Here is a 22,791-nt window from a genome sequence, read left to right as displayed (position 1 = left end):
AAAAGTTTGACTTTAAAACATATGCTGTTTTACAATAAATCTCTCATTATCTGAATGTTAGGAGGCATACATGGAAAAAAACGGAAAAAAACTCTTAATAAGTGGAATAGCAGGTTTAGCAGTAGTTGGAGCAGCTGTTTTAGTTTCTGCACAAATAATAAAAGCAACAAATCAACCTTCATTTTGTGGTTCTTGCCATGAGATGAAGCCTATGATTGAAACATGGAAGGAAAGTTCTCATTTCGGAAGGGCTTCTTGTGTTGACTGTCACCTTCCCCACGACAACATTTTTAATTACCTTGCTGTAAAAGCAAAATCTGGAATAAAGGATTTTGTAGGTCATGTTTCCCATGAAGGATATATGAACGATCCTGAACATTGGATAGAAAAAAGAAAGGAAAGAGAGCGTTATGTTTTCGTTTCAAACTGTAAGCGTTGCCATTCTGTTTTACCTGATAACTTCTTCCATAGACAACTTCAAAGAGGAGAAATTCAAGGAGACTGCCTAACTTGCCACTGGGATGTAGGCCATGGGCCAAATCTTAAAATGAAAATAGAAAAGTTTTTTGGAAAAGAAGAAACAGTTTCTCTTACTATTTCTCCTGAAGATTCTTCTAATCTTAAAAATGTAAACGTATGGGAATCAGACTGTGCTAAATGTCATAATGGACAAACCGCTTCTTCAAAAAAAGAACTAAAGGAAAAGTTCAAAACACCTGAAGCTTTCGTCAAAGCAGCAAGAGAATCAACGCATCCTCTTATGGCACTTTATAAAAATAATGAGGAATCCCTTAGAAAAGCAGCCGAAGAGATTTACGAAAATTAATCTTCTCTTGTCTTCCCTTTTTTGGGGGAGACACTTAATTTTCATCTAAAATTTTTTTTATACCTTTAAAAGTTAAATCCGAAACTATGATGGAATTCTTTATAAAGGTTTTCAAGATGTTGGAATTTCCTCCAGTTATTAAAACTGTATCCATATTATAGGTGTTCAAAGCTTCTTTTATTCCTCCAACTACTGCTAAAAAAATACCACTCTCTATACACTCTTTAGTTGATTTTCCGGGAATTTGGATTTCCTTTATTTCATTGATCTTTGGTAGTTGTGAAGTTTTTAAACTTAAAGTTTCAGCCATAATTTCTAGTCCAGGAAAAATAATTCCTCCTTTAAAAGTTTGATTTTCTACTAAATCTACGACTACCGCTGTTCCTACACTCACAATAGCAAAGGATCTTTCAAACTCCAAGCCACCACAGGCATTTGCTATTCTATCTGCTCCAAGAGTTCTTGGAGTGTCATATTCAATTTTTATTGGAAGTTCTAAATCTGCTGATACAAAAACAGCATCAGGAAAAAGTTTTCTTAAGATATCTGTTGCCTCTTTAACGACAGAAGAGATTCCTACTCTTTCCCAATGAAAATTTTTAAGCTTTTCTATCAAAAGTTCTGGATGTTTTAAAAAAGTTAAAGTAGAAAGTTTAAATAAAGAGCATACCTTTCCTTTCTCCCAAATGGCAGCTTTAACAAAACTATTTCCAACATCTATTAGTAAATCTGCCATTTTAAGTTCTATATTCTGCATTTATTTTTACGTAGTCGTACGTTAAGTCACAAGTTAGATATTCAAAAGAGTGGTTCCCAAGATTGAGATAAAGTTTAATAACAATTTCGTCATTTTCTTTTAAATACTTGAAAACTTCTTCTTCTATGAAATCTGTTCTTTTACCTTTGAAGAGAAGGTAGTTTCCTATGTAAAGTTCAACTTTTTCTTCTTCTATTCCCGTTGATGCTGCTCCAGCTGCGGCAATTATTCTTCCCCAGTTAGGATCGCAACCAAAAATAGCAGTTTTAACAAGAGGAGAGAGTGCAATCTTTCTTGCAATTGCTCTTGCTTGTTTTGTAGTTTTTGCCCCTTTAACAACAATTCTAGCTACTTTTGTTGCTCCTTCACCATCTTTGACTATTTGGTAAGCAAGTTCTTTAAGAACCGCTGTTAAGACTTCTTTAAACTCTTCATAGTTTGAGTCATCAATTATTTTCTCAGACTTTCCTGTTGATAAGATAAATACGCAGTCGTTTGTACTCATATCTCCATCGACTGTAATTGCATTAAAAGAAACGTCTACTGCTTCTTTTAGAGCTCTTTGAAGCATTTCACTACTTACTTTAGCATCTGTTGCAACAAATGAAAGCATTGTCGCCATTGAAGGATCTATCATTCCAGCACCTTTTGCAATTCCACCTATAACAAAACCATTACCTTCTCTAAAAGCAGTTTTTGGAAAAGTATCTGTTGTCATTATTGCTCTTGCTGGTTCTTCTCCCTTTGCTTTTCCAAGGTTTTTAACTGCTTCCTCTATTCCCTTTTTTACTCTATCCATTGGAAGAGGTTCACCAATTACTCCTGTTGAGGCCACTAAAAATGGCTTTTCCTTTCCAGTAAGCTTAGATACTATCCTTGCCATTTCCTCTGCATCTTTTAATCCCTGTTCTCCAGTACAGGCATTAGCATTACCGCTATTTGCCACAATACCATTAATTTTTCCTTTTAAAGACTTTGAAAACTTTACTGGAGCTGCTTGAATATCGTTTGTTGTAAACACAGCAGCAAAATTTGAAGGCTCATCTGTAACTACAACAAGTGTATCAGGTCTATCAACTTTTTTTTCCGTTCTCTTAATCCCTCCAAAACCTGTACCACAGGCTATTCCCGGAACTTCTGCTATTCCTTTCTTCATACTTTTCTCCTATGAGAAGTACTAACAAATTGTAATATTGCTAGTATAAATAAATCATCGTTGTTTAGGATACAATATAACATAGTTTAGAAAAATTAGTTACTGGTGGAAGTTAAAAACATGAGATTTAAAAAACCGAAAGAATTGGTTGCTACTAGGTTGAAAGAAGCGGGTTTTAGAAGACCAAAATTGCTTTTTCACCCAAAAAGAGGCGATATTTTTAACCGTATTGCTTATGGTTTAGTGAAAGGAAAATTTGGAATTTTTACTGAAAAAGAAATAGGAGAAGAACTACTTCCAGGATGTAAAGTAGATGAATGTTACGAAATAAAGCTTCTTGCTTTTATGGGAGATGAAAAGCCTGATTCAGCAATAGTAAGAGGAAGAAAAGGTATTGTAAACTTTAGTGATATTGATTTTGAATACCCTTTAATTGCTGTGGATCTTTCCTTTTATAACAAACTTTTACCAAGAGAGAAAAAAAGTCTTCTAAATCAGATTGAGATAACTTATGGCGTGGTGAAAGACTTCTTTACTCCAGAAAACTTTGTCCTTACTTCTGTTAGTAATGAAGCAAGAAAGGAACTTGAAAAATTTTTTACTCCTTACATCCCTTTTTCTATTCTTGATAAACCTGAACAAAAAGAAATTATAGTTCTTGACCCTTACGGAAATAAGGACTTTACTCATGAAGAAATTACTCCTCAAACCCTAATTGTTGTTGGTGGTATTGTTGATAGCGGTGAGAGAATGATAGGATCTACTAAGGAGATTTTTCCAAATGTTAAACATAGAAAAATCTCTTATAAAGGAAGTATAGAGCTTGTACCAGATAGGATAAACGATATCGTTAAGATTGTTTGTCAGTACTTAACTGAAGACATTTCTCTATCTGAGGCTGTAAGGCAAAATATTACAAGAACTGCAAAGTTAAAATGGTTAAGAAAAGAATTGGAAAAGAACTTAGTAAGGTTTTCGTTAAAGGGAAAAATTTTAAGGGGAATTCCTGAAAAACTTTACAAGCAATGGAAAGAAGAATTTGAACTTACCGACTTTCACTTTAAGAAAGGAGCTAAACATATTGGTGGATTTTTTGTCTTTAAAAACACTATTTTTGAAAAAGTAGAAGGTAAAATCCTTAAAAGGAAGAAAGAAATCTTTTTATTAGAGGAGTTAAAGAATGAAGATGTTGTCAAGGTCTATTCTTGAAAATATAGGGAATACACCTCTTTTAAGAATAGAGATAGAGGGTGTGGAACTCTTTCTCAAACTTGAAATGTTTAATCCTGGAGGTTCAATTAAGGATAGAGTTGCACTTGCAATTATCGAAGATGCAGAGAAGAAAGGAGAGTTGTCACAAAAAAAAGCAGTTATTGAGGCAACAAGTGGAAATACAGGAATCGGTCTTGTACTTGTTTGTGCAGCTAAAGGTTATAAATGCATTATTGTTATGCCTGAGAATATGAGTGAAGAAAGAAAAAAAATACTGAGAGCTTACGGTGCAGAGCTCATTCTTACTCCAGCAGAAGAAGGAATACCAGGAGCTGTTAAAAAAGTAGAAGAACTTGTTAGAAAAGATCCTGAAAAGTACTTTCACGCAAGACAGTTTGAAAATCCTGTTAATCCTTTAATTCACTATGAAACAACAGCTGTTGAAATCTTAGAGCAAATGGGCGTTTTACCTGAAATTTTTGTTGCAGGAGTTGGAACAGGAGGAACATTAACTGGTATCGGCAAAAGGTTTAAGGAAGTAAATCCAGAGTGCCTTCTTGTAGCAGTTGAACCAGATACATCTGCAGTTATCTCAGGAAAACCTGCAGGAGTGCACAAAATTCAAGGGATAGGAGCTGGATTTATACCCAAGGTTTTAGATGTTGAACTTATAGATAAAGTAGAAACTGTTTCCTTTGAAGAGGCAAAGAAGTATTCAAATCTTCTTGCATCACGGTTTGGGATTCTTTCAGGTATATCAGCAGGAGCAAATGTGAGAGTAGCCATTAAGGTTGCAAAAGAAACTGGAAAGAAAAAAAGAGTAGTTACTATTCTTCCAGATACAGGAGAAAGATACCTTAGTACAGACCTTTTTGATTAGGGATAAAAATGGAAATAAGACGAATTGAAGGAATAATTCCTGTAGAAGCAGTTTCAAAAGATTTACCCTTTAAGCTTGAAAACTTTTCTTATCATGATATGAAAAAACTTTTATCAACCATAACCTCTGGACAATCAAAAAAAGATTTAGGAGAAGATCTTCAGTCTACTCTTATAAAAGCAGTTTTTGAAGGATTTACCCCTGAAGGAAAGGTAAAGCTTAGAGTAGGAGACCTACTCCTTATAGCTGATGTTGAAGTAGATAGAGAATTTTCTATTGGAGAAGAGCTCCTTTTTAGACTAAAATCGATATATCCTCGAATTGAGCTTTCTTTTGTAAAAAAGGAAGAAATACTTTCTAACTTCATAAGTAAGCTCAGACTTGTTCTTCCATCTTTTTCTTCGGAAAAGCTCCTTCTCTTAGGAGAAATTCTTAAAAAACCAGAAATTATGAACGCTCTCTATACCTATATTTCTGTTCACTATAAAGAACTTCTTGAGGAATTTAAACAGTTTTCAGAATCGTTTAAGTCAGGAATACTTTCAAAACTTCTTTCTCCTTATTCCATTTTTGTTGCTCTTCTTCTTTTAGAAGACGAGCTATACCAAGAAGTAAAAGAAAAACTTCCACAATCTATCACACAAAAAAATATAAAAGATGCAATAAATACCTTGATTTCTATTCATTCCCTTTTTATTTTAGGAAGTATTATTGCATTTCCATTTTTCTTTACAGATAACTTTAAAGGAAATGTTTATATGGTACTAGCAGAGGACGAGAGTGATCCTCATTCTGTTTTCATTGAGTTAAAGACAAAACTTGGAACTTTAGGAATTTTTATTATGCTCTTAAATGAAAGCATAATGTTAGAAATAGTTGCTGAGAACAAAAAGCTCTTAGACTTATTTAAAAACAATCTAAATGAGTTAAAAACTTTTTTTAAAGAAGAAGGTCTCAATCTTGTTTCTGTTGTTTTTAGAGAAGGAAAAAGAGGTCTTGAAGAAAAGAGGAAAAAGTTATTTCAAAATTTAGAAACCGGATTTTCTATTGATTTTTCTGTCTAAAAAGAAAATCAGGAAGAAACTTTGAAATTTTTTTTGTAAATCTTAAGTTAGGTTTTTCCGATATCAATTCTAAAATTGTTCTTAAGTTTAGAGAAACAATAAAACCGTTGCCTATATCGGATATTTTAAGAAACGGTTTATCTATCATTATCTTGAAAAGTTCGTCTTTGTAGGAACTATCAACTTTGAAAGTCATAACTCCATGCTCAACTACAGAAAGATGCCCCATTCCTACAACACGCTCTATTAACTTCCTATCTTCCTCTTCAGAATATTTAGATAAAAGCTCTTTTAAAGGCAGCCCGGAATAACAAACCCGAGCTGCAGTAGCTATCACCTTAAGCATATTTTCTGTCTGAGATAAAAGGACAATTCCCATTAATACTTATCTCCGTACTTAGCCATAAACTTCTCTACTCTACCCCTTACAGCTTTTTGCTTTTGGCTACCGGTAAAGAATGGATGACACTGGTTGCAAACTTCAACTTTAATCTCAGGAAATTTTGTGGATCTTGTAACCCAAGTGTTACCACAGGCACAAACAATCCTTGTTTCCTTGTATTCTGGATGAATGCCCTTTTTCATATGAACAACCTCCTGATATAATTCTAAACCTACTTTGCGTTAGTGAAGTTTAATTTAGAGCTATGAAGGTGTCAAGTGGAACTTGCGAATCTTGTAGAAGTGTCCGTTCAATTTATCAAGTCTCATCCTGAATTTGCTTGCTTTTTCCTCTTTCTATGGACATTTTTAGAAACAGGACTATTAATAGGTCTTTTCTTACCTGCTGAAAAAATACTAATCCTTGCAGCAGTTCTTGTTTCAAAAGGCATCATTTCTCCTTGGAGTTTCCTTTTCTGCGGAATTCTTGGTACTTTTCTTGGTTATACTGCAACTTACTTTGTTGGTCACTACTTTGGTGAGGAAAAGTTAGAAAAGAATCTAGAAAGATTCAAGCTTAGTAAAGAAGAAATCTTAAAAACCAAGGAATTCATAAAGACTAAAGGAAAATTAGCCATCCTTTTGGGAAGATTTATTCCTGTTGTAAGAGCTGTTTTACCATTACTCATAGGAACGTTTAGAGTTCCTTTAAAAGAATTTTCTTTTTATAATCTGCTTGGTGCAATTCTTTGGGTTTCTTCCTATATTTTGATAGGGAACTTGATAGAAAAAACTTTATCAATTATTATTAGACACAAACTATTTGGTATAGTACTCTTTGCTATATTATTCTTACTTTACTTAGTTTGGAGAAAGTATGGAAAGAATAAAAAACTGTTTTGAGAAGCTTCTTTTAAAAGGAGAAAAACCTTTAATAGTTTATGCTACAGCTTGTGATCCTAGTTGTTCTGAATCTGTAGAGATCTTTAAATTAATCTTGAAATATGCTGATATGGTAGAGATAGGAATGCCCTTTTCTGATCCTTTGGCCGATGGTCCTACTATTCAAAAAGCTCATGAAAGAGCTCTATCTTCAGGAGCAAACACTCAAAAGGTTTTTGAACTTGTTAAGAAAATTAGAGAATTTGAGAGTGAAAAGCCTATAATTTTAATGGGATACTATAATCCAATATTCGTTTATGGCGAAGATAAGTTTATTAGAGATGCATTTAACGCAGGCGTGGATGGCTTTATAGTTCCAGACCTTCCTCCTGAAGAAGGAGAGGATTTTGCTAGAAAAGTTAAGTCTATGAAGTTATCTCCCATTTTCTTAGCAGCTCCAACAAGTACCGATGAAAGGGTGAGAAAAATAGGAGAAGTTACAGGTGAGTTTATTTATTATGTTTCTGTTACAGGAATTACAGGAGAAAGAGAAGAACTTGCTTATAAAGAAATAGGAAAAGATATTGAAAGAATTAAAAGAATTACTGGAAAGAAAACGGTAGTTGGTTTTGGAATTTCAAGAGGAAAACATATAAGAGAAATGTATAATACTCCTGATGGATTTGTAGTTGGTAGTGCGGTAGTCAAAAGAATAGAAAAAGGAAATTTTGAAGAATTAGAATCTCTTTTGAGAGAGCTCAAAGAAGCAACTAAACCTTGTTGATACTGGAGGAAGAATGTTTGGTATTGGTACCCAAGAACTTATTATAATTCTTGTAATCGCCCTTCTTATTTTTGGTCCTAAAAAGTTGCCTGAATTGGCAAGATCCACAGGAAAGGCAATAAATGAGTTTAGGAAAGCTTCCTCAGGTATTTTAGATGAAGAAGAAGCAAAGAAGGAGAATGAAAAGGATAAAGAAAAGACAGTTGTAGCTGGTACACAAAAAAAAGAAGAAGCAGAAAAAATAAAAGTTAAGGAATAAAGTTTGTGGTATGTCAAAGAGAATTGTTAATCCGGAAGAAGAATTACCAGTAACAGAGCATATAGAAGAACTTAGGCAAAGGATTTTTAAATCGGTTATAGCCTTAATAGTTGGTTTTTTAGTAGCTTGGCCTTTTAAGAAGGATATTCTACTTTTCTTAGAAAGACCATTACCAGAAAACTTAAAGGGTAAGTTAATTTTCCTTTCTCCTCCAGAAGCTTTCTTTACAGCTTTAAAAGTTTCTTTCTTTGCTGGAATTTTAATTGCTCTTCCTTTTGTTCTGTATCAGGTATGGAAATTCATAGAACCTGGACTTTATGAGCATGAAAAAAAGTTTATAGTTCCCTTTATCTTCTTTTCCTTGCTTTTTTTCTTTACAGGAGCATCTTTTGCCTACTTTGTAATTCTTCCTTTTGGTTTAAAGTTCTTATTAGGATTTATGGATGATATTTTGACTCCTCAAATTACAGTCGGTAGTTATATTTCCTTTGTCATTCAGCTGATATTAGCATTTGGATTTGTTTTTCTTCTTCCAGTTGTTGTTTGGTTGCTTTCTAAGCTTGGAATCATAAATTATAAAATGCTTGAAAAGAATAGAAAGTATGCTATACTCATTATATTTGTAGTAGCAGCAGTTCTAACTCCTCCCGATATATTTTCCCAAATTATGATGGCTTTACCTCTTTTAGGTCTTTACGAGCTTAGTATATGGATAGCAAAAATTACGGGAAGGGAAGAGTAAATACCAACTTCAGATAGAAAAATCCAATTTGGAGGAAACTCTGTAATGGCAGAAAATACATTAGAGGGCTTGACTATTGCAGAGCTCCAGAAAATGAGTATTTTTGACCTGAGGAAGATTGCTAAGTCTCTTGGGATTGATGTTAAAGCTGTAAAAAAGCAAGAACTTATAAAGAGAATTCTAGAGAAAGATGCAGAAAAAAGAGGAGCTATTTTCAGAGTAGGTGTTTTAGAAGTTTTACCTGATGGATTTGGTTTCCTCCGTTCTCCTGAAAATAATTATCTTCCAAGTTCAAGTGATGTTTATGTTTCTCCTTCCCAAATAAGAAAGTTTGGTCTTAGAACAGGAGATACTATTGCAGGAGAAGTAAGGCCTCCTAAAGAAAATGAAAAATATTTTGCTCTTTTAAAAGTTGATGCTATAAATTGGGAACCGGCAGAAATTGCAAAAACAAGACCTCAATTTGATCAGCTTACTCCACTTCATCCAACTGAAAGATTTAGGCTTGAGCATGACCCTTCAGAACTTTCTACAAGGGTTGTTGATTTAATTACTCCTATCGGAAAAGGACAAAGAGGTCTTATCGTTGCTCCTCCAAGGGCAGGAAAAACAGTTCTTCTTCAAAAGATGGCAAATGCTATAAAGACTAACTATCCTGATACTTATCTCATCATTCTCCTCATAGATGAAAGACCTGAAGAAGTTACAGACATGAAAAGGAACACTTTAGCAGATGAGGTTATAAGTTCAACTTTTGATGAGCCACCTGAAAGACATGCTCAAGTTGCAGAAATTGTTATAGAAAAGGCAAAAAGATTAGTTGAACACAAAAAAGATGTTGTCATTCTTCTTGATAGTCTTACAAGACTTGCGAGAGCGTACAATACTTTAACTCCTCCAAGCGGAAAAATTCTTTCTGGTGGTATTGATGCTCATGCATTCCACAAACCTAAGAGATTTTTTGGAGCTGCTAGAAACATAGAAGAAGGTGGAAGTCTTACAATTATAGCTACAGCTCTTGTTGAAACTGGAAGTCGTATGGATGATGTAATATTTGAAGAGTTCAAGGGAACAGGTAACATGGAAATTGTTCTTGATAGACAGCTTGTGGAAAGGAGAGTGTTCCCCGCAATAAATATTCAAAAGTCAGGAACTAGAAAAGAAGAACTCCTTCTTTCAGAGTGGGAGTTAAATAGAATTTGGATACTTAGAAGACTTCTTACATCCATGTCTCCTGTTGAATCAATGGAATTTCTCTTAGAGAAACTTAAAAAATATAAAACAAACGAAGATTTCTTAAAGGCGATGAACGCATGAAAGAGCTCATATATTACTCTTTCCTTGAAAGTGCAGATTTAAAAAGGGCTTTCGTAGAAGCAAATAGAGATTTGATTTACAATGTCTTTCTTGAAATTGCAAAAAGAGTAAAGAACGGAAAGAAAATACTCCTATGTGGCAACGGAGGATCTGCTGCCGACTGTCAGCACATAGCTGCTGAGCTTGTAGGCAGATTTGGAATGGAAAGAAGAGCTCTTCCAGCTATAGCCCTTACAACAGATACATCTATCCTTACAGCTTTAGGAAATGATTATTCCTTTGATAGAATATTTGAAAGACAGGTAGAAGCTCTTGGTGAGGAAGGAGATGTGCTTATAGGAATAAGCACAAGTGGAAATTCGAAGAATGTAATTAATGCTGTAAAAAAGGCTAAGGAAAAAAAATTATTAACTGTTGGTTTTTTAGGTAAAGATGGGGGTGAACTCCTAAAAGTAGTAGATCACTGTTTTGTAGTAAAGAGCTTTTCTACTCCACGAATTCAGGAAGTTCACATAACACTTGGTCATATTCTTTGTGATTTTATTGAAAAATATCTCTTTTCCTACGATAACTATTTCCCTCCCCTAGGGGAGATGATATAAAAGATGTCACCCCCTGAAATTCGGGACTATAGTAAAGAGGCAACCTTTAAAGGCAGGAGGCTGGATTTTTCCCTGGGGAATAAGCCCCGTGCGTGGAGATTAGCCGATGCCTCCTGCCGGCTAATTATAGTGGCGGGAAGCGCCGTATTGGAGTATGGGAATAGTCCCGAAGCAGAGGTTGCAAAACACAAAACATATCAGGGGGTAGAGATGAAGGAGAAGGTAGAGAAAACACTGTATGTCGGAGTGGACTACCACAAAAACAGCTTTACAGCAGCTTATTTAGATTGTCTGACAGGGATACTTAATACCAAGAAGTACGAAGCAGAAGAGTTAGAGAAATTTAAAAATCACCTAACAACTTTTAGGAAAAAAGGATATTCAGTAAAAGTTGCGGTAGAAACCTTAACAGGAGTAACATTTTTTACGGAGGAGATAAGGAACTGCGTTGATGAAATAACTTACGTTAACACTAACAAATTTAAGAACATTCTAAAAGGTGTTAACAGTGCTAAAAACGACAGGATAGATGCAGAAACGATAGCCATTTACTATGAAATGGGCTTACTTCCGACAGTTTACGTCCCGACGAGAAAAGAAAAAGAGCTAAGGATAAAGATGAAAGAGAGAGATAGCTTTGTAGATATGAGAAAAGGGGTAATTAACAGACTTCATAGCCTATTGCTTGAATATGGGATAAAGACAAACAAGAGAGAACTCACCACGAAGAAAGGGATGGAAAGGATAAAGGAAGAAACGAAGAAGAAAGTGCCTCCGTCATTACGAGAAACGATATGGAGGCAAATAGAAACAATAGAATACTTAACAGATAAGATAAGAGAGACAGAAGAAGATATCAAGAGTTTTATAGGAGAAGATGAGGAGCTTAAGGGAAAAGTAGAACTTCTAAAAAGCATACCTGGAGTAGGAGATATAGTAGCTATAGCCTTTATATCTGCCGTATGTAACGAAGAGAGGTTTGAAAACGGAGACAAGGTAGCGGCTTATTTTGGACTTGTTCCTCGTGTTAATAGCAGTGGAGACGAAGTTAGAAATGGAAGGATAACAAAGAAAGGGGACAGCAGAACGAGGAACAAGATTATCCAGGCTACGAGAGCGTTATTGAACAGCAAGTTAGACAATTCAGTTAAAAGATTTTACGAAGGGTTAGTTAAGAAAGGTTTAGAGAAGAAGAAAGCGCTGATAGCTGCGGCGAGGAAATTGGTTAAAGTAATGTTCGCAGTTTTGAGAGAGAGAAGGCAATTTATGGATTTTGTTGAAAATAAATGCAACCTCTGTGTTGGGGGTTGACATCTTTCATAGGAGGAAGAATGAAAAAACTGATAGAAAAGACTGTCGGAATCTTAAAAAAGCAAGATATCGAAAATTTTGACATCTATGCTGTTGAATCTTCTGGTTTTACAGTCGAAGTAAAAAATAAAGAAATTGAAAGAATAAAAGTTCCTGTAAAAAAAGGACTAGCTATAAGAGTTGTCGTAAATGGAAAGTTAGGATTTGCTTATACGACAGATGTATCAGACGAAGGAATAAGAATTGCTATTGAATGTGCGAAAGAAAATGCAAAAAGTTCCTCTCCCGATGATTATTCGTTTTCAATGCCAGCTGAAAACTTTCTTGACTTTCCTTTATATGACGATAGGTATAGTGAGATCTCTACTGAGGAGAAAATAAATCTTGCACTAGATTTAGAATCTAAAGTCTACTCCTTTGATCCAAGAATAAAGAGAGTAAGGAAAGCATCTTACAAAGATTCCATTTCAACCATTTACTATTACAACTCAAATGACCATAGTTTCAACTATACAACTTCAAGCTTTTCTTTAAGTATTCTTCTTGCTGCAGAAGAAAATGAAGAGTCCCAAATGGGATGGGACTATGACGTTAGAAGATATTTCTCAGATCTTAACGTTGATCTTGTAGCAGTTAGAGCAGCAGAAAATGCCGTAGAACTTCTTGGTGCAAAACCATTAAAAACGAAAAAGATTCCTGTTATTTTTAAGAATACGGTATTTGCAGAAATTATAGAGGCTTTATCTCCTGTATTTCTTGGAAATAATGTCCTCCGAGGAAAATCTCTTTTTGCCGATAAGTTAGGATATGAAATCGCAAACCATGTTTTCAATCTTTATGATGATCCTACACATGAAAGCGGAATAGGAACAATGCCTTTTGATGATGAAGGAGTTGCTACAAGAAAGAAAGCAGTAGTAGAAAGAGGAGTGCTTAAGAATTTTCTCCTTGACATTTACTCAGCTAAAAAGCTTGGAATGAAATCCACAGGCAATGGAGTAAGAACAAGTATATCGGCGCTTCCTCAGCCTGGAATAACAAATCTTGTCGTTGAAAAGGGAGCTCTAGGAATAGAAGAGTTGGTAAAAACTCCGGAAGAGGTTTTACTTGTAACAGATGCAATGGGTATTCATACAATAAATCCTATATCTGGAGAGTTTTCTATTGGTGTGAGTGGCATATACTTTAAAGATGGCAAAAAAGTGCAGCCTGTTACAGGAATGACAGTAGCTGGAAACATTAAAGAACTTCTTACAAATATAACAGAAGTTGGAAGAGACCAAAGATGGATCGGAAATATCTGCAGTCCTTCTGTTCTTATTAAATCACTAACAGTGAGTGGAGAATGAGAGAAAGAAGAAGAGAAAGACTAAAATCCCTTTTAATAAGAGAGCTCTCTGATATTCTAAGAATAGAAATTGATTTGCCTGATAACGCTTTTGTCACAATTCATGATGTTCATCTTTCAAAAGATGGCAGTAAAGTAACCGTTTTTATTTCAGCTTTGAAAAAAGAAGATGCAATAAAAGCAGTTGAAATTCTCAACAAAGCTACTGGTTATATACACCATATCCTTGGTAAAAGATTAAAGCTGAAAGTAGTTCCAAGGCCCGAATTTGTCATATCACCAGGAGATCTACTATGAACCACTCAAGAGAAGAAATAGCAAATCTTATAAAAGATCTTGAAGGAAAAATTTTAGTAACTACGCATAAAAATCCAGATGGAGATGCAATAGGAAGTTCTTTAGGATGGCATAACTTCTTAAAAAGACTTGGAAAAAATGTAAAAATCATCTATAAAGATAGAGTTCCTTTCTTTTTTGACTTTCTTCCAGGAATTGAGGAAATAAACGTAAAAGAAGAAATAACAGAAGAGTTTGACTGGGTTATCATTACAGATGTTTCTGAGCTTAAAAGAACAGGATTTGAAGATATTCCAGCAAAAAAGTCAATAGTGATTGATCATCATATAACGGCTGAACCTTTTGCTGATTATTCTATTGTTGAACCTGAAATATCCAGTACATGTGAACTCTCTTACGAAATAATGAAATTGATAAATCCAGCCTTAATTGAATATCCTGTTGCTCTTCCCATCTATACTGGAATAGTTACAGATACAGGGAAATTTGGTTACAATAACACATCTCCTACAACTCATAAGATTGCTGCAGAGTTAATAGAAAAAGGAATAGATCCTTACGTTGTCACAAAAAATATCTTTGAAAGGAACAGAATACAAAAGTTTAAATTGCTGGAACTTGTTTTAAAAACTTTGGATTTTTCTATTGGAAATAAGGTTGCTCATATAACTCTATTTAAGAAGTTTTTAGAAGAAAGTGGAGCCTATCCAGAAGAATCTGAAGGATTTATAAATTATCCTCGTTCGATTATTGGGGTAGAAGTCGCGGTATTCTTTAAGGAAATAGATGAAAATTACTGGAAGGTATCTCTTCGCTCAAAAGGAAATGTAAACGTTGCAGAAGTTGCTAAAAGAATGGGAGGAGGAGGACATAAGATGGCTTCTGGCTTTGAAACTAGAGGTTCTCTTGAAGAGATAAAGAACAAATTATTTAAAGAGTTAGAATTAGCTATTGAATCAGCTGAGTTCGAGAGAATGGATCGTCTTCCATAAAAGCTTTGAAAGTTTCATAGACCTTTGACTTGAAATATTTAGCACTTCCTCGTGAGTTGTTTGAAGTTTTAAAGTATCGTTAGTTATAACGGTTAATGCTGCAACCTTCATGCCGTAAAATTTTGCAGATAAAATTTCTGGGATACTTGACATACTAACAACATCAGTACCTGCAACTTCTAAAAACCGTATTTCCGCAAATGTTTCATAGTTAGGACCAAGAACAGAAGCAAGAACAACAGGAGAAATACTCAGTCCTAACTCTATTCCTTTCCTTAGAAAAAGGTCTGAAACTTTCCTATCGTAAATTTCTTTTCCATTTATAAAAACTTTATCACCATAGCTTTTTATAAGTCCCACAAGAGGGTTTCTACCAAGAAGGTTAATATGATCAACGATAACTCCTATTTCTGACTGTGCTGCTTTTCTTGAAATAGCTCCAGACGCACAGGTAGAAATAAAAAGTTTCACTCCGAGCTTCGCTGATAATTCAGGTATAAATCTTAACTCCCAATCTTCTCTATCTTCATAATAGTGAAACCGACCTTCAAAGAAAAGAACTTTCTTTTTTCCTACTTCAAGAATCTTTAAAGTTCCAGAATGACCCGGTACAAAAGGAATGGGCATCTGTGGAATTTGAGAATAAGGAATTTCTGTAAAAACTTTGTCAAGTTTAATGCCGGATCCACCTAAAACAGCAATGTCAAACTTTTCTATACCTGTTTTCTCTTTTATAAAAATAGAAGCCTTTGTCACCATCTTTTAAAGCTTTGGTTTTAGGAATAAAAGTTTTGATTTAGGACCTTTAATAATACTTGATTCTGTAAAGATAGAAATAAAGATATCTTGATTTGGAAGATAATCAAACTCTTCTATACCTCCCATATTGTAATTAGGAGAACTTGCTTCTTCCCAACCAAAAGAGAAACCATCTTTATAAAGAAGTAGTATTCTACCCCCGTCAAAAGTATAAACGTTTCTCAATAAATGTGGAACTTCATTTTTATTCTGAGAAAATAGAACTTCTTCATTTCCGTCACCATCTATGTCTATTGGCTTAGGTTTTGGAGTTATGTAGTAGCTAACAAGATAGCTGTCCACATCCCAGTAAAGACAGTTAGGTGAAGCTCCTATTTGGATTGGTGAACGCCAAACAATTTTGTCTTTTTCAGAAACATTAAAGAAGTAATCAAGGTCATAGTAAGCATAGTATTTCTTGCCATTACTTACAAAGATTTGAGCGCTTGTTACTTGAAAATCTTTTGGAACCTTAACTTTTTGTAGTTTCTGTAACTTTTTACCTTCAAGTTTTAAAACATAAACATTCTTTCCAAAAAGCTTTTCAGTCTCTCCACTTACTTCCTGTCCATAGATCGTATCGTTTACTCCGTCTCCATTTGTATCAAAACCTGAAACTATCAGATTGGAAGAAGCAATTTTTGAGAGCTTTCCATTTTTTATCTCAAAAAGGGCTGAAGAAACGCTTTTCGTATCTTGATAAAAAGCATCCATTAAGAACTCTAACTTACCATCCTTATTAATGTCTATTGGAGAAATATGAAAGAGATAAGAACCTGGAAACGGATTCCTAAACTTATAAACTTTAGAAACGCCATAAGGTTTCACGTGATAAACTCTGATATCGTTATCTGTAAGAATAACTACTTCATCTTCGGGTGTATCATCTATATTTCCTGTAAAAAGACTTGTGGCATGAGTTTTAAAATCAAGAACTACTTTGTAAGCTGTTTCTACATTAATTGCAAACGACGAAACAGGAGTTCCATCCCACGGAAAAACTCTTAGAAGTCTTTTCGTTCCATCGTAAACTTCCACTCCTTTATTTGAAACAACAAAGTAGCCATCATAGCCTGTTAACTTTTCAGCAGGAACTTTTCTTTTAAAGTCTGAAGGATATCGGAGATTAAATAACTTTTTAAACTTTTCTCCTTCGTTATAAGGAGCAAGAGTTATCGATTTAATATCTTTGCTTAAAGTCGCATAAAGTTTTTTACCTTTCTCTTTTGTAAAGTCTAAAAAGAGAACTTTATTAAAAGTAAATTTTCTTACCTTTTCTCCAACTATAGGATTACCAATAGTTGGAAGAGCTATTGAATAATCGTTATGAACTTCTTTTACTTTTAAAATGGCTCCACTTTCTGAAATAAATTGATCTCCTACAGAAACTCCATTCTTCTTACCAAGATCGATAACAAATCCATCATAACTATTTAAAACAATACTTCCTTCTATAGGAATAAACTCTCTTTTCATGTAGTAAATAACGTTATTAACACCTTTTAGCTTAATCTTTGGTTCAAGTTTTTTCTCTTGAGATGTATATGCAGTATAAACAAGCTCTTCCTTCTTAAAAGGATTAAGAGAACTTACAGAACAAGATGAAACTACAAAAGGAAGTATTAAAAGAATCTCTTTCCTCATCTATTCTCCTACTAAGAGTTTATAGTTTGAACTTACTCCATTATACTAAATAGCAAACTTGCTTTAATAGTATAAAATTTGGGCTAAAAAAAAACCAAATAAAACTTTTAAGGAGGTTAGAGGTGGTCGAGGAGTCTATTAAACAACTAATTCAGTCCCTAAACGTCTTTTACCTGCTGGCAGGCGCTGTAATGATTCTCTCTATGCATGCAGGATTTGCTTTCCTTGAAGCAGGAACAGTTAGAAAAAAGAACCAAGTCAACGCTCTTGTAAAGATTATTGTTGACGTAGCTGTTGCTACACTTGCATACTTTTTTATTGGCTATCCCCTTGCACACAAAATAGGTTTTATTAAACCTGCAGCTGAATTAGTATCAGATCAGGGTTTTGAACTTGTTCGCTTCTTCTTTCTCTTAATGTTTGCCGCCTGCATCTCTGCAATAGTTTCTGGTGGCGTTGCAGAAAGAATGAAATTTAGACCTTACATTACAGCTGGATTTTTCCTTGCAGGTATTATTTATCCTATTTTCGAAGCTCTTATCTGGGGAGAAAGATGGTCTCCTGCTTTTCAAGGATGGATTGAAAAGATGTTTGGAGCTCCAATTCACGACTTTGCTGGTTCAATGGTAGTCCACGGACTTGGCGGCTGGATAGCTCTTCCGGCAGTTATTATTCTTGGTCCTAGGATGGGAAGATATATAAAAGATCAATCAAAACCTATACCCATTAGTAACATTCCTTATCTTGCACTTGGAAGTTGGATTTTAATCATAGGTTGGTTTGGATTTAACGTTATGAGCTCTCAAAGTATAGAATCAATTTCAGGTCTTGTAGCAGTTAATTCTCTAATGGCAACAGCTGGTGGTCTTATCGGTGGCGTGCTCATTGGAAAAAACGATCCTGGTTTTATCCATAATGGAGCTCTTGCTGGACTTGTAGCTATCTGTGCAGGCTCTGATATAGTTAATCCAATAAGTGCCTTTTTCATTGGTTTTGTTGCTGCTTGGATATTTGTTAAAGCATTCATTTGGGAACAGGAAAAGCTTAAAATAGATGATGTTTTAGGAGTTTGGCCTCTTCACGGTATCAACGGAGTATGGGGAGGTATTGCAGCAGGTATTTTTGGACAAGAAGCTCTTGGGGGATTAGGAGGTGTATCAATAATTTCTCAATTCGTAGGAGTTTTATTGACTATCATTTATGCAGTTATTGCCGGTTTTGTTCTCTATAAAGTTTTAGATGTTATTTTTGGTCTTAGACTCTCTGAAGAAGAAGAGTTTAATGGTTCAGACCTTTCCATTCATAAAGTTGATGCTTACCCTGAAGATAGTCTTAAAGTCTAATTCTCAAAGCTCCTCCTTCTTAAGGGGGAGCTTTCTTTACTTTTCCTTGCTAAAACTATCTAATAATGATTATTATTAAAGTAGAAATTCTCAAAAGGAGGTAAGAATTTGAACTTAATAGAAAAAAAGAAAAAGAGAAATACGAAGCAAAAAGCAGTTGTTTTTCAAGTTGTTCAAAGTTCTTACGACCATCCGACTGCTGAAACCATTTATGAGAGAGCAAAAAAAGAAATACAAACAATAAGTCTTGGTACAGTTTACCGCATTTTAAAGGAACTTGTTGCTGAAGGAAAAATCAAAGAGATAATAGTAAACAAGCAATCCAGATTTGACCCTAACACTGATTTTCATCACCACTTTATCTGCAAAAAGTGTGGAAAGATCGAAGATGTTAAAGCTCCTCTATGTAGGTACACCTGTAAAAAATTAGAAGAAAAAAACTATGTTATAGAAGAAATTGAATACAAATTCTATGGTCTTTGTGACAAATGTTGTGCACAAAATTTAGGCAAAGATTAATCAATTAGCACAAATTTTATGCACAATTTTAACAAAAGCTTTTAAAAAGTTCCCTTTTTCGTATCAATTAATCTCTTTTTATCAAAAGTTTCTTTCTTGAGAAAAAAATTTGGCACGAATATTGTTTTGTTAAAATTACACCTAAACTAGGTCGGGGGTGAATAGAATGAAGAAAATAGAGGCAATTATAAAGCCTTTCAAGTTAGAAGAAGTAAAAGATGCTCTTACTGAAATAGGTATTCAAGGACTTACCGTTTCAGAAGTCAAAGGTTTTGGAAGACAGAAAGGACACACAGAACTTTACAGGGGTGCAGAGTACGTGGTAGACTTTATTCCAAAGATCAAGATAGAAGTTGTAGTTCCTGACGATATAGCGGAAAAGGTAGTCGAAACAATAGTAAACGCAGCAAGAACAGGTAGAATCGGAGATGGAAAAGTATTTGTTATTCCTCTTGAGGATGCCGTAAGAATAAGAACTGGGGAAAGAGGCAAAGATGCACTTTAAAAATACAAAAAAAAAGGAGGAACCGATGAAACCAAAAAACGCTAAAGAAGTAGTAGAACTCATTCAAAGAGAAGGGATAAAGTTTGTTGACCTAAGATTTACTGACATGTTTGGAACATGGCATCACGTTACGTTTCCTGCACATGAAATCTCTGAAGAAAGCTTTGAGCAAGGACTTTTCTTTGACGGTTCATCAATTAGACAGTGGCAGCCAATTAACGCAAGTGATATGATGTTTAAGCTTGATCCGACAACTGCAACTGTTGATCCACTTTCTGAAATTCCAACTCTTGTTGTAATTGCTGACATTGTTGATCCTGTTACAAAAGAACCTTACCATAAAGACCCAAGAAATATTGCTAAAAAAGCAATAGAATATCTCAAGTCAACAGGAATCGGAGATACAGTTTACTGCGGACCAGAACCTGAGTTCTTTATTTTTGATGATGTTAAGTACGATGTTGGAATGAACTTCTCTTTCTATGAGGTTGACAGCGTTGAAGGTATCTGGAGAACAGGAGCAGACGAAAATCCAAACCTTGGACACAAAATAAAAGTAAAAGGTGGTTACTTCCCAGTTCCACCAGCAGATCAACTTGACCACATTAGAAAAGTAATGGCAATGAAGATGGAAGAAGCAGGACTTGTTGTTGAGGCGCTCCATCACGAAGTTGCTACAGGTGGACAGGGTGAAATTGACATTAGGTTCGGAGAGCTTGTAACAGCAGCTGACAACCTCATGTGGGTCAAATACATCGTTAAAAACGTTGCAAAGATGTTTGGTAAGACTGCTACATTTATGCCAAAGCCACTTTTTGGAGATAACGGAACAGGTATGCATACTCACATGTCAATCTGGAAAAATGGTGAAAACCTCTTCCACGGCGACAGCTACGCAGGACTTTCCGAAACAGCTCTTTACTTTATAGGTGGAATCATTAAACACGCAAAAGCAGTTTGTGCATTTACAAATCCAACTGTTAACTCTTACAAGAGACTTGTTCCAGGATACGAAGCGCCAGTTAACCTATGTTACTCTGCAAGAAACAGATCTGCTTCAATTAGAGTCCCAGTTGTAACAAGTCCAAAAGCTAAGAGAATAGAGGTTAGATTCCCAGATTCTTCTGGAGCTCCATACCTTGCATTCACTGCACTTTTAATGGCTGGACTTGATGGAATCGAGAACAAGATCCATCCAGGTGAACCAGTTGATAAGAACCTCTACGATCTTCCACCAGAAGAACTCAAAGACATTCCAACAGTTCCAGGTTCTCTTGCTGAAGCTATTGACGCTCTTGAAAAGGACTATGAGTTCCTTACAAAAGGCGGCGTAATGACAGAACAGTTCCTTGAAGATTACATTGAGTACAAGAGAAATGAGGAAATTGATCCAATAAGACTTAGACCTACTCCAATGGAATTCTTCCTTTACTTTGATGTTTAATTTAAGGGCTCCCTTCGGGGAGCCTTTTAAATTGCAAAAACTTCTTTTTTTAGCAGCTTCTTAAATTCTTCAGCGGGAATAGGAGGAGAAAAGTAATATCCTTGCCCTTCATTACAACCTATTTTTCTTAAAAACTCTATTTGTTCTTTTCTTTCTATTCCCTCTGCAACAGAAGTCATCTTAAGAAGCTTTGAAATATCAACGATAAACTTAACAATACTCTTATCTTCCTCACTTTCTGGAACGTTCTTAATAAAAGATAGATCAATCTTAAGCTCATGAGCTTTTATCATTCTTAGTCTTGAGAGTGACGAGTAACCTGTACCAAAATCATCAATTGAAATCCTCACTCCATATTCAACTAATGCTTTAATAGTAGAAAACAGGTTATTAGAATTTACAGTTGCTTCACTTTCTGTAACCTCCAGTATTAACTTCTCTGGAGGAATTTTTAGTTTTTCAATTGTCCTACGAACTAAAGGAAAAAACCTGCTATCTAAAAGTTGGGATATCGAAACGTTAACGGCCACCGATATATTGTGTCCATTTTCTAACCATTGCTTTAAATTTTCAAGACTTTTTCTCAAAATAATTCTTCCAACATCAAACATCAATCCGTGTTCGAGTTCAATACATGGTGGACACCTTGATGACTTCTAATATAGTCCTCAAACTTCTCAGCGGGAGTCTTGTAATTTAAAGAGTGATGGGGTCTAAGAAAGTTGTAAATCTTTAAATACTCAAAAAGTTTTTTATTCATCTCATCAACAGTCGGTTCTGTTCCTTCTATCATCCATAGTTCACTTTCTGTCGTTTGAATAAACCTTTCTACATGCGCATTAGTCTTGGGAGATTTCGGATAACTAAAGTAGTGTTCTATTCCTTTTCTTTTAAGATATTCGTCTAACTCCCCTAAAAATTCGCTCCCGTTATCCGTTTGAACTTTCTCTATCTTGAAGGGAAGAAATTTTTCAAGTTCTTCAAAAAACCTTCTTCCGCTCCTGCTGCTTTTTGTAGAATAAACCTTGGCAAATGCTATTCGGGTGAACTTGTCTATTGCCGTGAACTGGTAAAAGGTTTTACCGCACCAGTAGAGGTATTTAACGTCCATGAGGATTGTTCCTGGTTTGTCTGCTCTTAGTCCTTTTCTGGTGCGGTTCTTTTTCCCTTTCTGTTTCTTCCTCTTGTAGGTACTTTTTAGTTTCCAGGTTCTTTCTATTAGTCCGTGTCTTTTGAGAGTTCTGTAAACTGTAGAGGATGATATTTTTACATTTAGGTATCTTTCCATGAAGGCTGCTATCTTTTCTTTGCTCCAGGTTAGGAATTTTTCCCTTATTGTGACGATGATGTGTTCTATTTCAGGTTCTATTTGTGGTTGTCTTACTTTATGAGGTCTTTTGCTTCTGTCTTGGAGTCCTTCTATCCCGTACTTGTCGTATCTTTTTTTCCACTTGTAGAAGGTTGTTGGACTGATGCCAAAGTATCTGCATGTTTTTCTGGCGTTGCCTGTTTTGTGGTAGTACTCTATCCATTTGAGTCTCCTTTTAACGTTTCTGTCTTTTGTTAGGTCAAGTTTCTTTTTTACTCTTCTTCCTTCTTTCAGGGTTTCTTTGAATGCTGTATTTGTGCTTGATATATGGAGGGATGTTCCTTTGAATCTTTTCAATTGTTTCATCGGTGGACACCTCCTTGTGGTATTCAAAGGTTATTGTAGGGTGTCCACCTTCT

Annotated in this window: 26 protein-coding genes; 18 read left to right on the top strand and 8 right to left on the bottom strand. The window is 35.0% G+C overall.

The genetic code is table 11. From position 1 onward, the window contains the following. The first annotated feature begins 70 nt into the window (after nt 1-70). Nucleotides 71-826 (top strand): cytochrome c3 family protein, encoded by a 756-nt coding sequence (locus tag DESTER_RS04875; RefSeq protein WP_013638540.1) that lies wholly within the window; start codon nt 71-73, stop codon nt 824-826. Nucleotides 827-860: 34 nt separating this feature from the next. Here the strand turns inward: DESTER_RS04875 and DESTER_RS04870 are convergent, their stop codons facing one another. Then, nucleotides 861-1,562, bottom strand: coding sequence for a type III pantothenate kinase (locus tag DESTER_RS04870; protein WP_169308666.1), 702 nt, complete (start codon nt 1,560-1,562; stop codon nt 861-863). A 1-nt stretch (nt 1,563) separates the two neighbouring features. Continuing rightward, on the bottom strand, nt 1,564-2,739 hold the full coding sequence (argJ, locus tag DESTER_RS04865) for a bifunctional glutamate N-acetyltransferase/amino-acid acetyltransferase ArgJ (protein WP_013638538.1): 1,176 nt from the start codon (nt 2,737-2,739) through the stop codon (nt 1,564-1,566). A gap of 120 nt (nt 2,740-2,859) precedes the next feature. Here argJ and DESTER_RS04860 point away from each other — a divergent pair, with 120 nt between their 5' ends. Genes DESTER_RS04860 through fliK form a run of 3 tightly spaced genes read left to right on the top strand, consistent with a single transcriptional unit; the run spans nt 2,860 to nt 5,895 of the window. Beyond that, the gene (locus DESTER_RS04860) at nt 2,860-3,948 is read left to right on the top strand and encodes a tRNA (guanine-N1)-methyltransferase (RefSeq protein ID WP_013638537.1); all 1,089 of its coding nucleotides are present in this window, start codon (nt 2,860-2,862) and stop codon (nt 3,946-3,948) included. Continuing rightward, a complete protein-coding gene (cysK, locus tag DESTER_RS04855; protein ID WP_041737831.1) occupies nt 3,926-4,831 on the top strand; it encodes a cysteine synthase A in 906 nt (301 codons plus the stop codon). The genes DESTER_RS04860 and cysK overlap by 23 nt, the downstream gene beginning before the upstream one ends. Nucleotides 4,832-4,839: 8 nt before the next feature. Further along, complete coding sequence (gene fliK / locus DESTER_RS04850; protein ID WP_013638535.1) at nt 4,840-5,895, top strand: flagellar hook-length control protein FliK; 1,056 nt, start codon at nt 4,840-4,842, stop codon at nt 5,893-5,895. On the opposite strand, the gene DESTER_RS04845 is transcribed toward fliK, so the two are convergent. Beyond that, entirely contained in the window at nt 5,876-6,274 is a 399-nt protein-coding gene (locus tag DESTER_RS04845) for an FAD-dependent thymidylate synthase (RefSeq protein WP_013638534.1), read from the bottom strand. The genes fliK and DESTER_RS04845 overlap by 20 nt on opposite strands. Further along, the gene (gene rpmE / locus DESTER_RS04840; RefSeq protein WP_013638533.1) at nt 6,274-6,480 is read right to left on the bottom strand and encodes a 50S ribosomal protein L31; all 207 of its coding nucleotides are present in this window, start codon (nt 6,478-6,480) and stop codon (nt 6,274-6,276) included. Before rpmE ends, DESTER_RS04845 begins: the two co-directional genes overlap by 1 nt. A gap of 75 nt (nt 6,481-6,555) precedes the next feature. Here rpmE and DESTER_RS04835 point away from each other — a divergent pair, with 75 nt between their 5' ends. The 10 genes from DESTER_RS04835 to DESTER_RS04790 are packed head-to-tail and all read left to right on the top strand — an operon-like array spanning nt 6,556 to nt 14,810. After that, a complete protein-coding gene (locus DESTER_RS04835) occupies nt 6,556-7,179 on the top strand; it encodes a DedA family protein (RefSeq protein ID WP_013638532.1) in 624 nt (207 codons plus the stop codon). Beyond that, the gene (gene trpA, locus DESTER_RS04830; protein WP_013638531.1) at nt 7,154-7,942 is read left to right on the top strand and encodes a tryptophan synthase subunit alpha; all 789 of its coding nucleotides are present in this window, start codon (nt 7,154-7,156) and stop codon (nt 7,940-7,942) included. The genes DESTER_RS04835 and trpA overlap by 26 nt, the downstream gene beginning before the upstream one ends. 13 nt (nt 7,943-7,955) lie before the next feature. Then, on the top strand, nt 7,956-8,201 hold the full coding sequence (gene tatA / locus DESTER_RS04825; RefSeq protein ID WP_013638530.1) for a twin-arginine translocase TatA/TatE family subunit: 246 nt from the start codon (nt 7,956-7,958) through the stop codon (nt 8,199-8,201). Between the two features lie 10 nt (nt 8,202-8,211). Next, a complete protein-coding gene (tatC, locus tag DESTER_RS04820) occupies nt 8,212-8,943 on the top strand; it encodes a twin-arginine translocase subunit TatC (protein ID WP_013638529.1) in 732 nt (243 codons plus the stop codon). A 45-nt stretch (nt 8,944-8,988) separates the two neighbouring features. Beyond that, nucleotides 8,989-10,260, top strand: coding sequence for a transcription termination factor Rho (gene rho, locus DESTER_RS04815; protein ID WP_013638528.1), 1,272 nt, complete (start codon nt 8,989-8,991; stop codon nt 10,258-10,260). Beyond that, nucleotides 10,257-10,862 (top strand): D-sedoheptulose 7-phosphate isomerase, encoded by a 606-nt coding sequence (gene gmhA, locus DESTER_RS04810; protein WP_013638527.1) that lies wholly within the window; start codon nt 10,257-10,259, stop codon nt 10,860-10,862. Before rho ends, gmhA begins: the two co-directional genes overlap by 4 nt. Nucleotides 10,863-10,865: 3 nt before the next feature. Continuing rightward, on the top strand, nt 10,866-12,173 hold the full coding sequence (locus tag DESTER_RS04805) for an IS110 family RNA-guided transposase (RefSeq protein WP_013637888.1): 1,308 nt from the start codon (nt 10,866-10,868) through the stop codon (nt 12,171-12,173). A 20-nt stretch (nt 12,174-12,193) separates the two neighbouring features. Continuing rightward, complete coding sequence (locus tag DESTER_RS04800) at nt 12,194-13,522, top strand: TldD/PmbA family protein (protein WP_013638526.1); 1,329 nt, start codon at nt 12,194-12,196, stop codon at nt 13,520-13,522. After that, nucleotides 13,519-13,818: a 30S ribosome-binding factor RbfA gene (gene rbfA, locus DESTER_RS04795; protein ID WP_013638525.1), complete on the top strand. Its 300-nt coding sequence runs from the start codon at nt 13,519-13,521 to the stop codon at nt 13,816-13,818. The genes DESTER_RS04800 and rbfA overlap by 4 nt, the downstream gene beginning before the upstream one ends. Further along, on the top strand, nt 13,815-14,810 hold the full coding sequence (locus tag DESTER_RS04790) for a DHH family phosphoesterase (protein WP_013638524.1): 996 nt from the start codon (nt 13,815-13,817) through the stop codon (nt 14,808-14,810). The genes rbfA and DESTER_RS04790 overlap by 4 nt, the downstream gene beginning before the upstream one ends. On the opposite strand, the gene DESTER_RS04785 is transcribed toward DESTER_RS04790, so the two are convergent. Both DESTER_RS04785 and DESTER_RS04780 read right to left on the bottom strand, forming a co-directional pair. Beyond that, the gene (locus DESTER_RS04785) at nt 14,775-15,569 is read right to left on the bottom strand and encodes a purine-nucleoside phosphorylase (protein WP_013638523.1); all 795 of its coding nucleotides are present in this window, start codon (nt 15,567-15,569) and stop codon (nt 14,775-14,777) included. The genes DESTER_RS04790 and DESTER_RS04785 overlap by 36 nt on opposite strands. A gap of 3 nt (nt 15,570-15,572) precedes the next feature. Beyond that, nucleotides 15,573-17,252 carry a hypothetical protein gene (locus tag DESTER_RS04780; protein ID WP_013638522.1) on the bottom strand — a complete coding sequence of 560 codons (1,680 nt, stop codon included), beginning with the start codon at nt 17,250-17,252 and terminating at the stop codon, nt 15,573-15,575. A gap of 122 nt (nt 17,253-17,374) precedes the next feature. Between DESTER_RS04780 and DESTER_RS04775 the strand changes: the two genes are divergently transcribed. From DESTER_RS04775 to glnA, 4 genes are all read left to right on the top strand, one after another. Then, entirely contained in the window at nt 17,375-18,595 is a 1,221-nt protein-coding gene (locus DESTER_RS04775; RefSeq protein ID WP_013638521.1) for an ammonium transporter, read from the top strand. Nucleotides 18,596-18,703: 108 nt separating this feature from the next. Next, nucleotides 18,704-19,114, top strand: a complete 411-nt coding sequence (locus DESTER_RS04770; protein WP_013638520.1) for a Fur family transcriptional regulator — start codon at nt 18,704-18,706, stop codon at nt 19,112-19,114. A gap of 166 nt (nt 19,115-19,280) precedes the next feature. Continuing rightward, nucleotides 19,281-19,619 (top strand): P-II family nitrogen regulator, encoded by a 339-nt coding sequence (locus tag DESTER_RS04765; RefSeq protein ID WP_013638519.1) that lies wholly within the window; start codon nt 19,281-19,283, stop codon nt 19,617-19,619. A 25-nt stretch (nt 19,620-19,644) separates the two neighbouring features. Beyond that, a complete protein-coding gene (glnA, locus tag DESTER_RS04760) occupies nt 19,645-21,063 on the top strand; it encodes a type I glutamate--ammonia ligase (RefSeq protein ID WP_041737828.1) in 1,419 nt (472 codons plus the stop codon). A gap of 26 nt (nt 21,064-21,089) precedes the next feature. On the opposite strand, the gene DESTER_RS04755 is transcribed toward glnA, so the two are convergent. Further along, nucleotides 21,090-21,650, bottom strand: coding sequence for an EAL domain-containing protein (locus tag DESTER_RS04755; RefSeq protein ID WP_169308665.1), 561 nt, complete (start codon nt 21,648-21,650; stop codon nt 21,090-21,092). A 23-nt stretch (nt 21,651-21,673) separates the two neighbouring features. Continuing rightward, on the bottom strand, nt 21,674-22,738 hold the full coding sequence (locus DESTER_RS04750; RefSeq protein WP_013638517.1) for an IS481 family transposase: 1,065 nt from the start codon (nt 22,736-22,738) through the stop codon (nt 21,674-21,676). Nucleotides 22,739-22,791: the final 53 nt, after the last annotated feature.

Origin of the sequence: Desulfurobacterium thermolithotrophum DSM 11699, from assembly GCF_000191045.1 — a bacterium.
Lineage (GTDB): Bacteria > Aquificota > Aquificia > Desulfurobacteriales > Desulfurobacteriaceae > Desulfurobacterium > Desulfurobacterium thermolithotrophum.
Note: the sequence above shows the minus strand (reverse complement) of the source record. Positions and strands in the feature narration are given on the sequence as shown.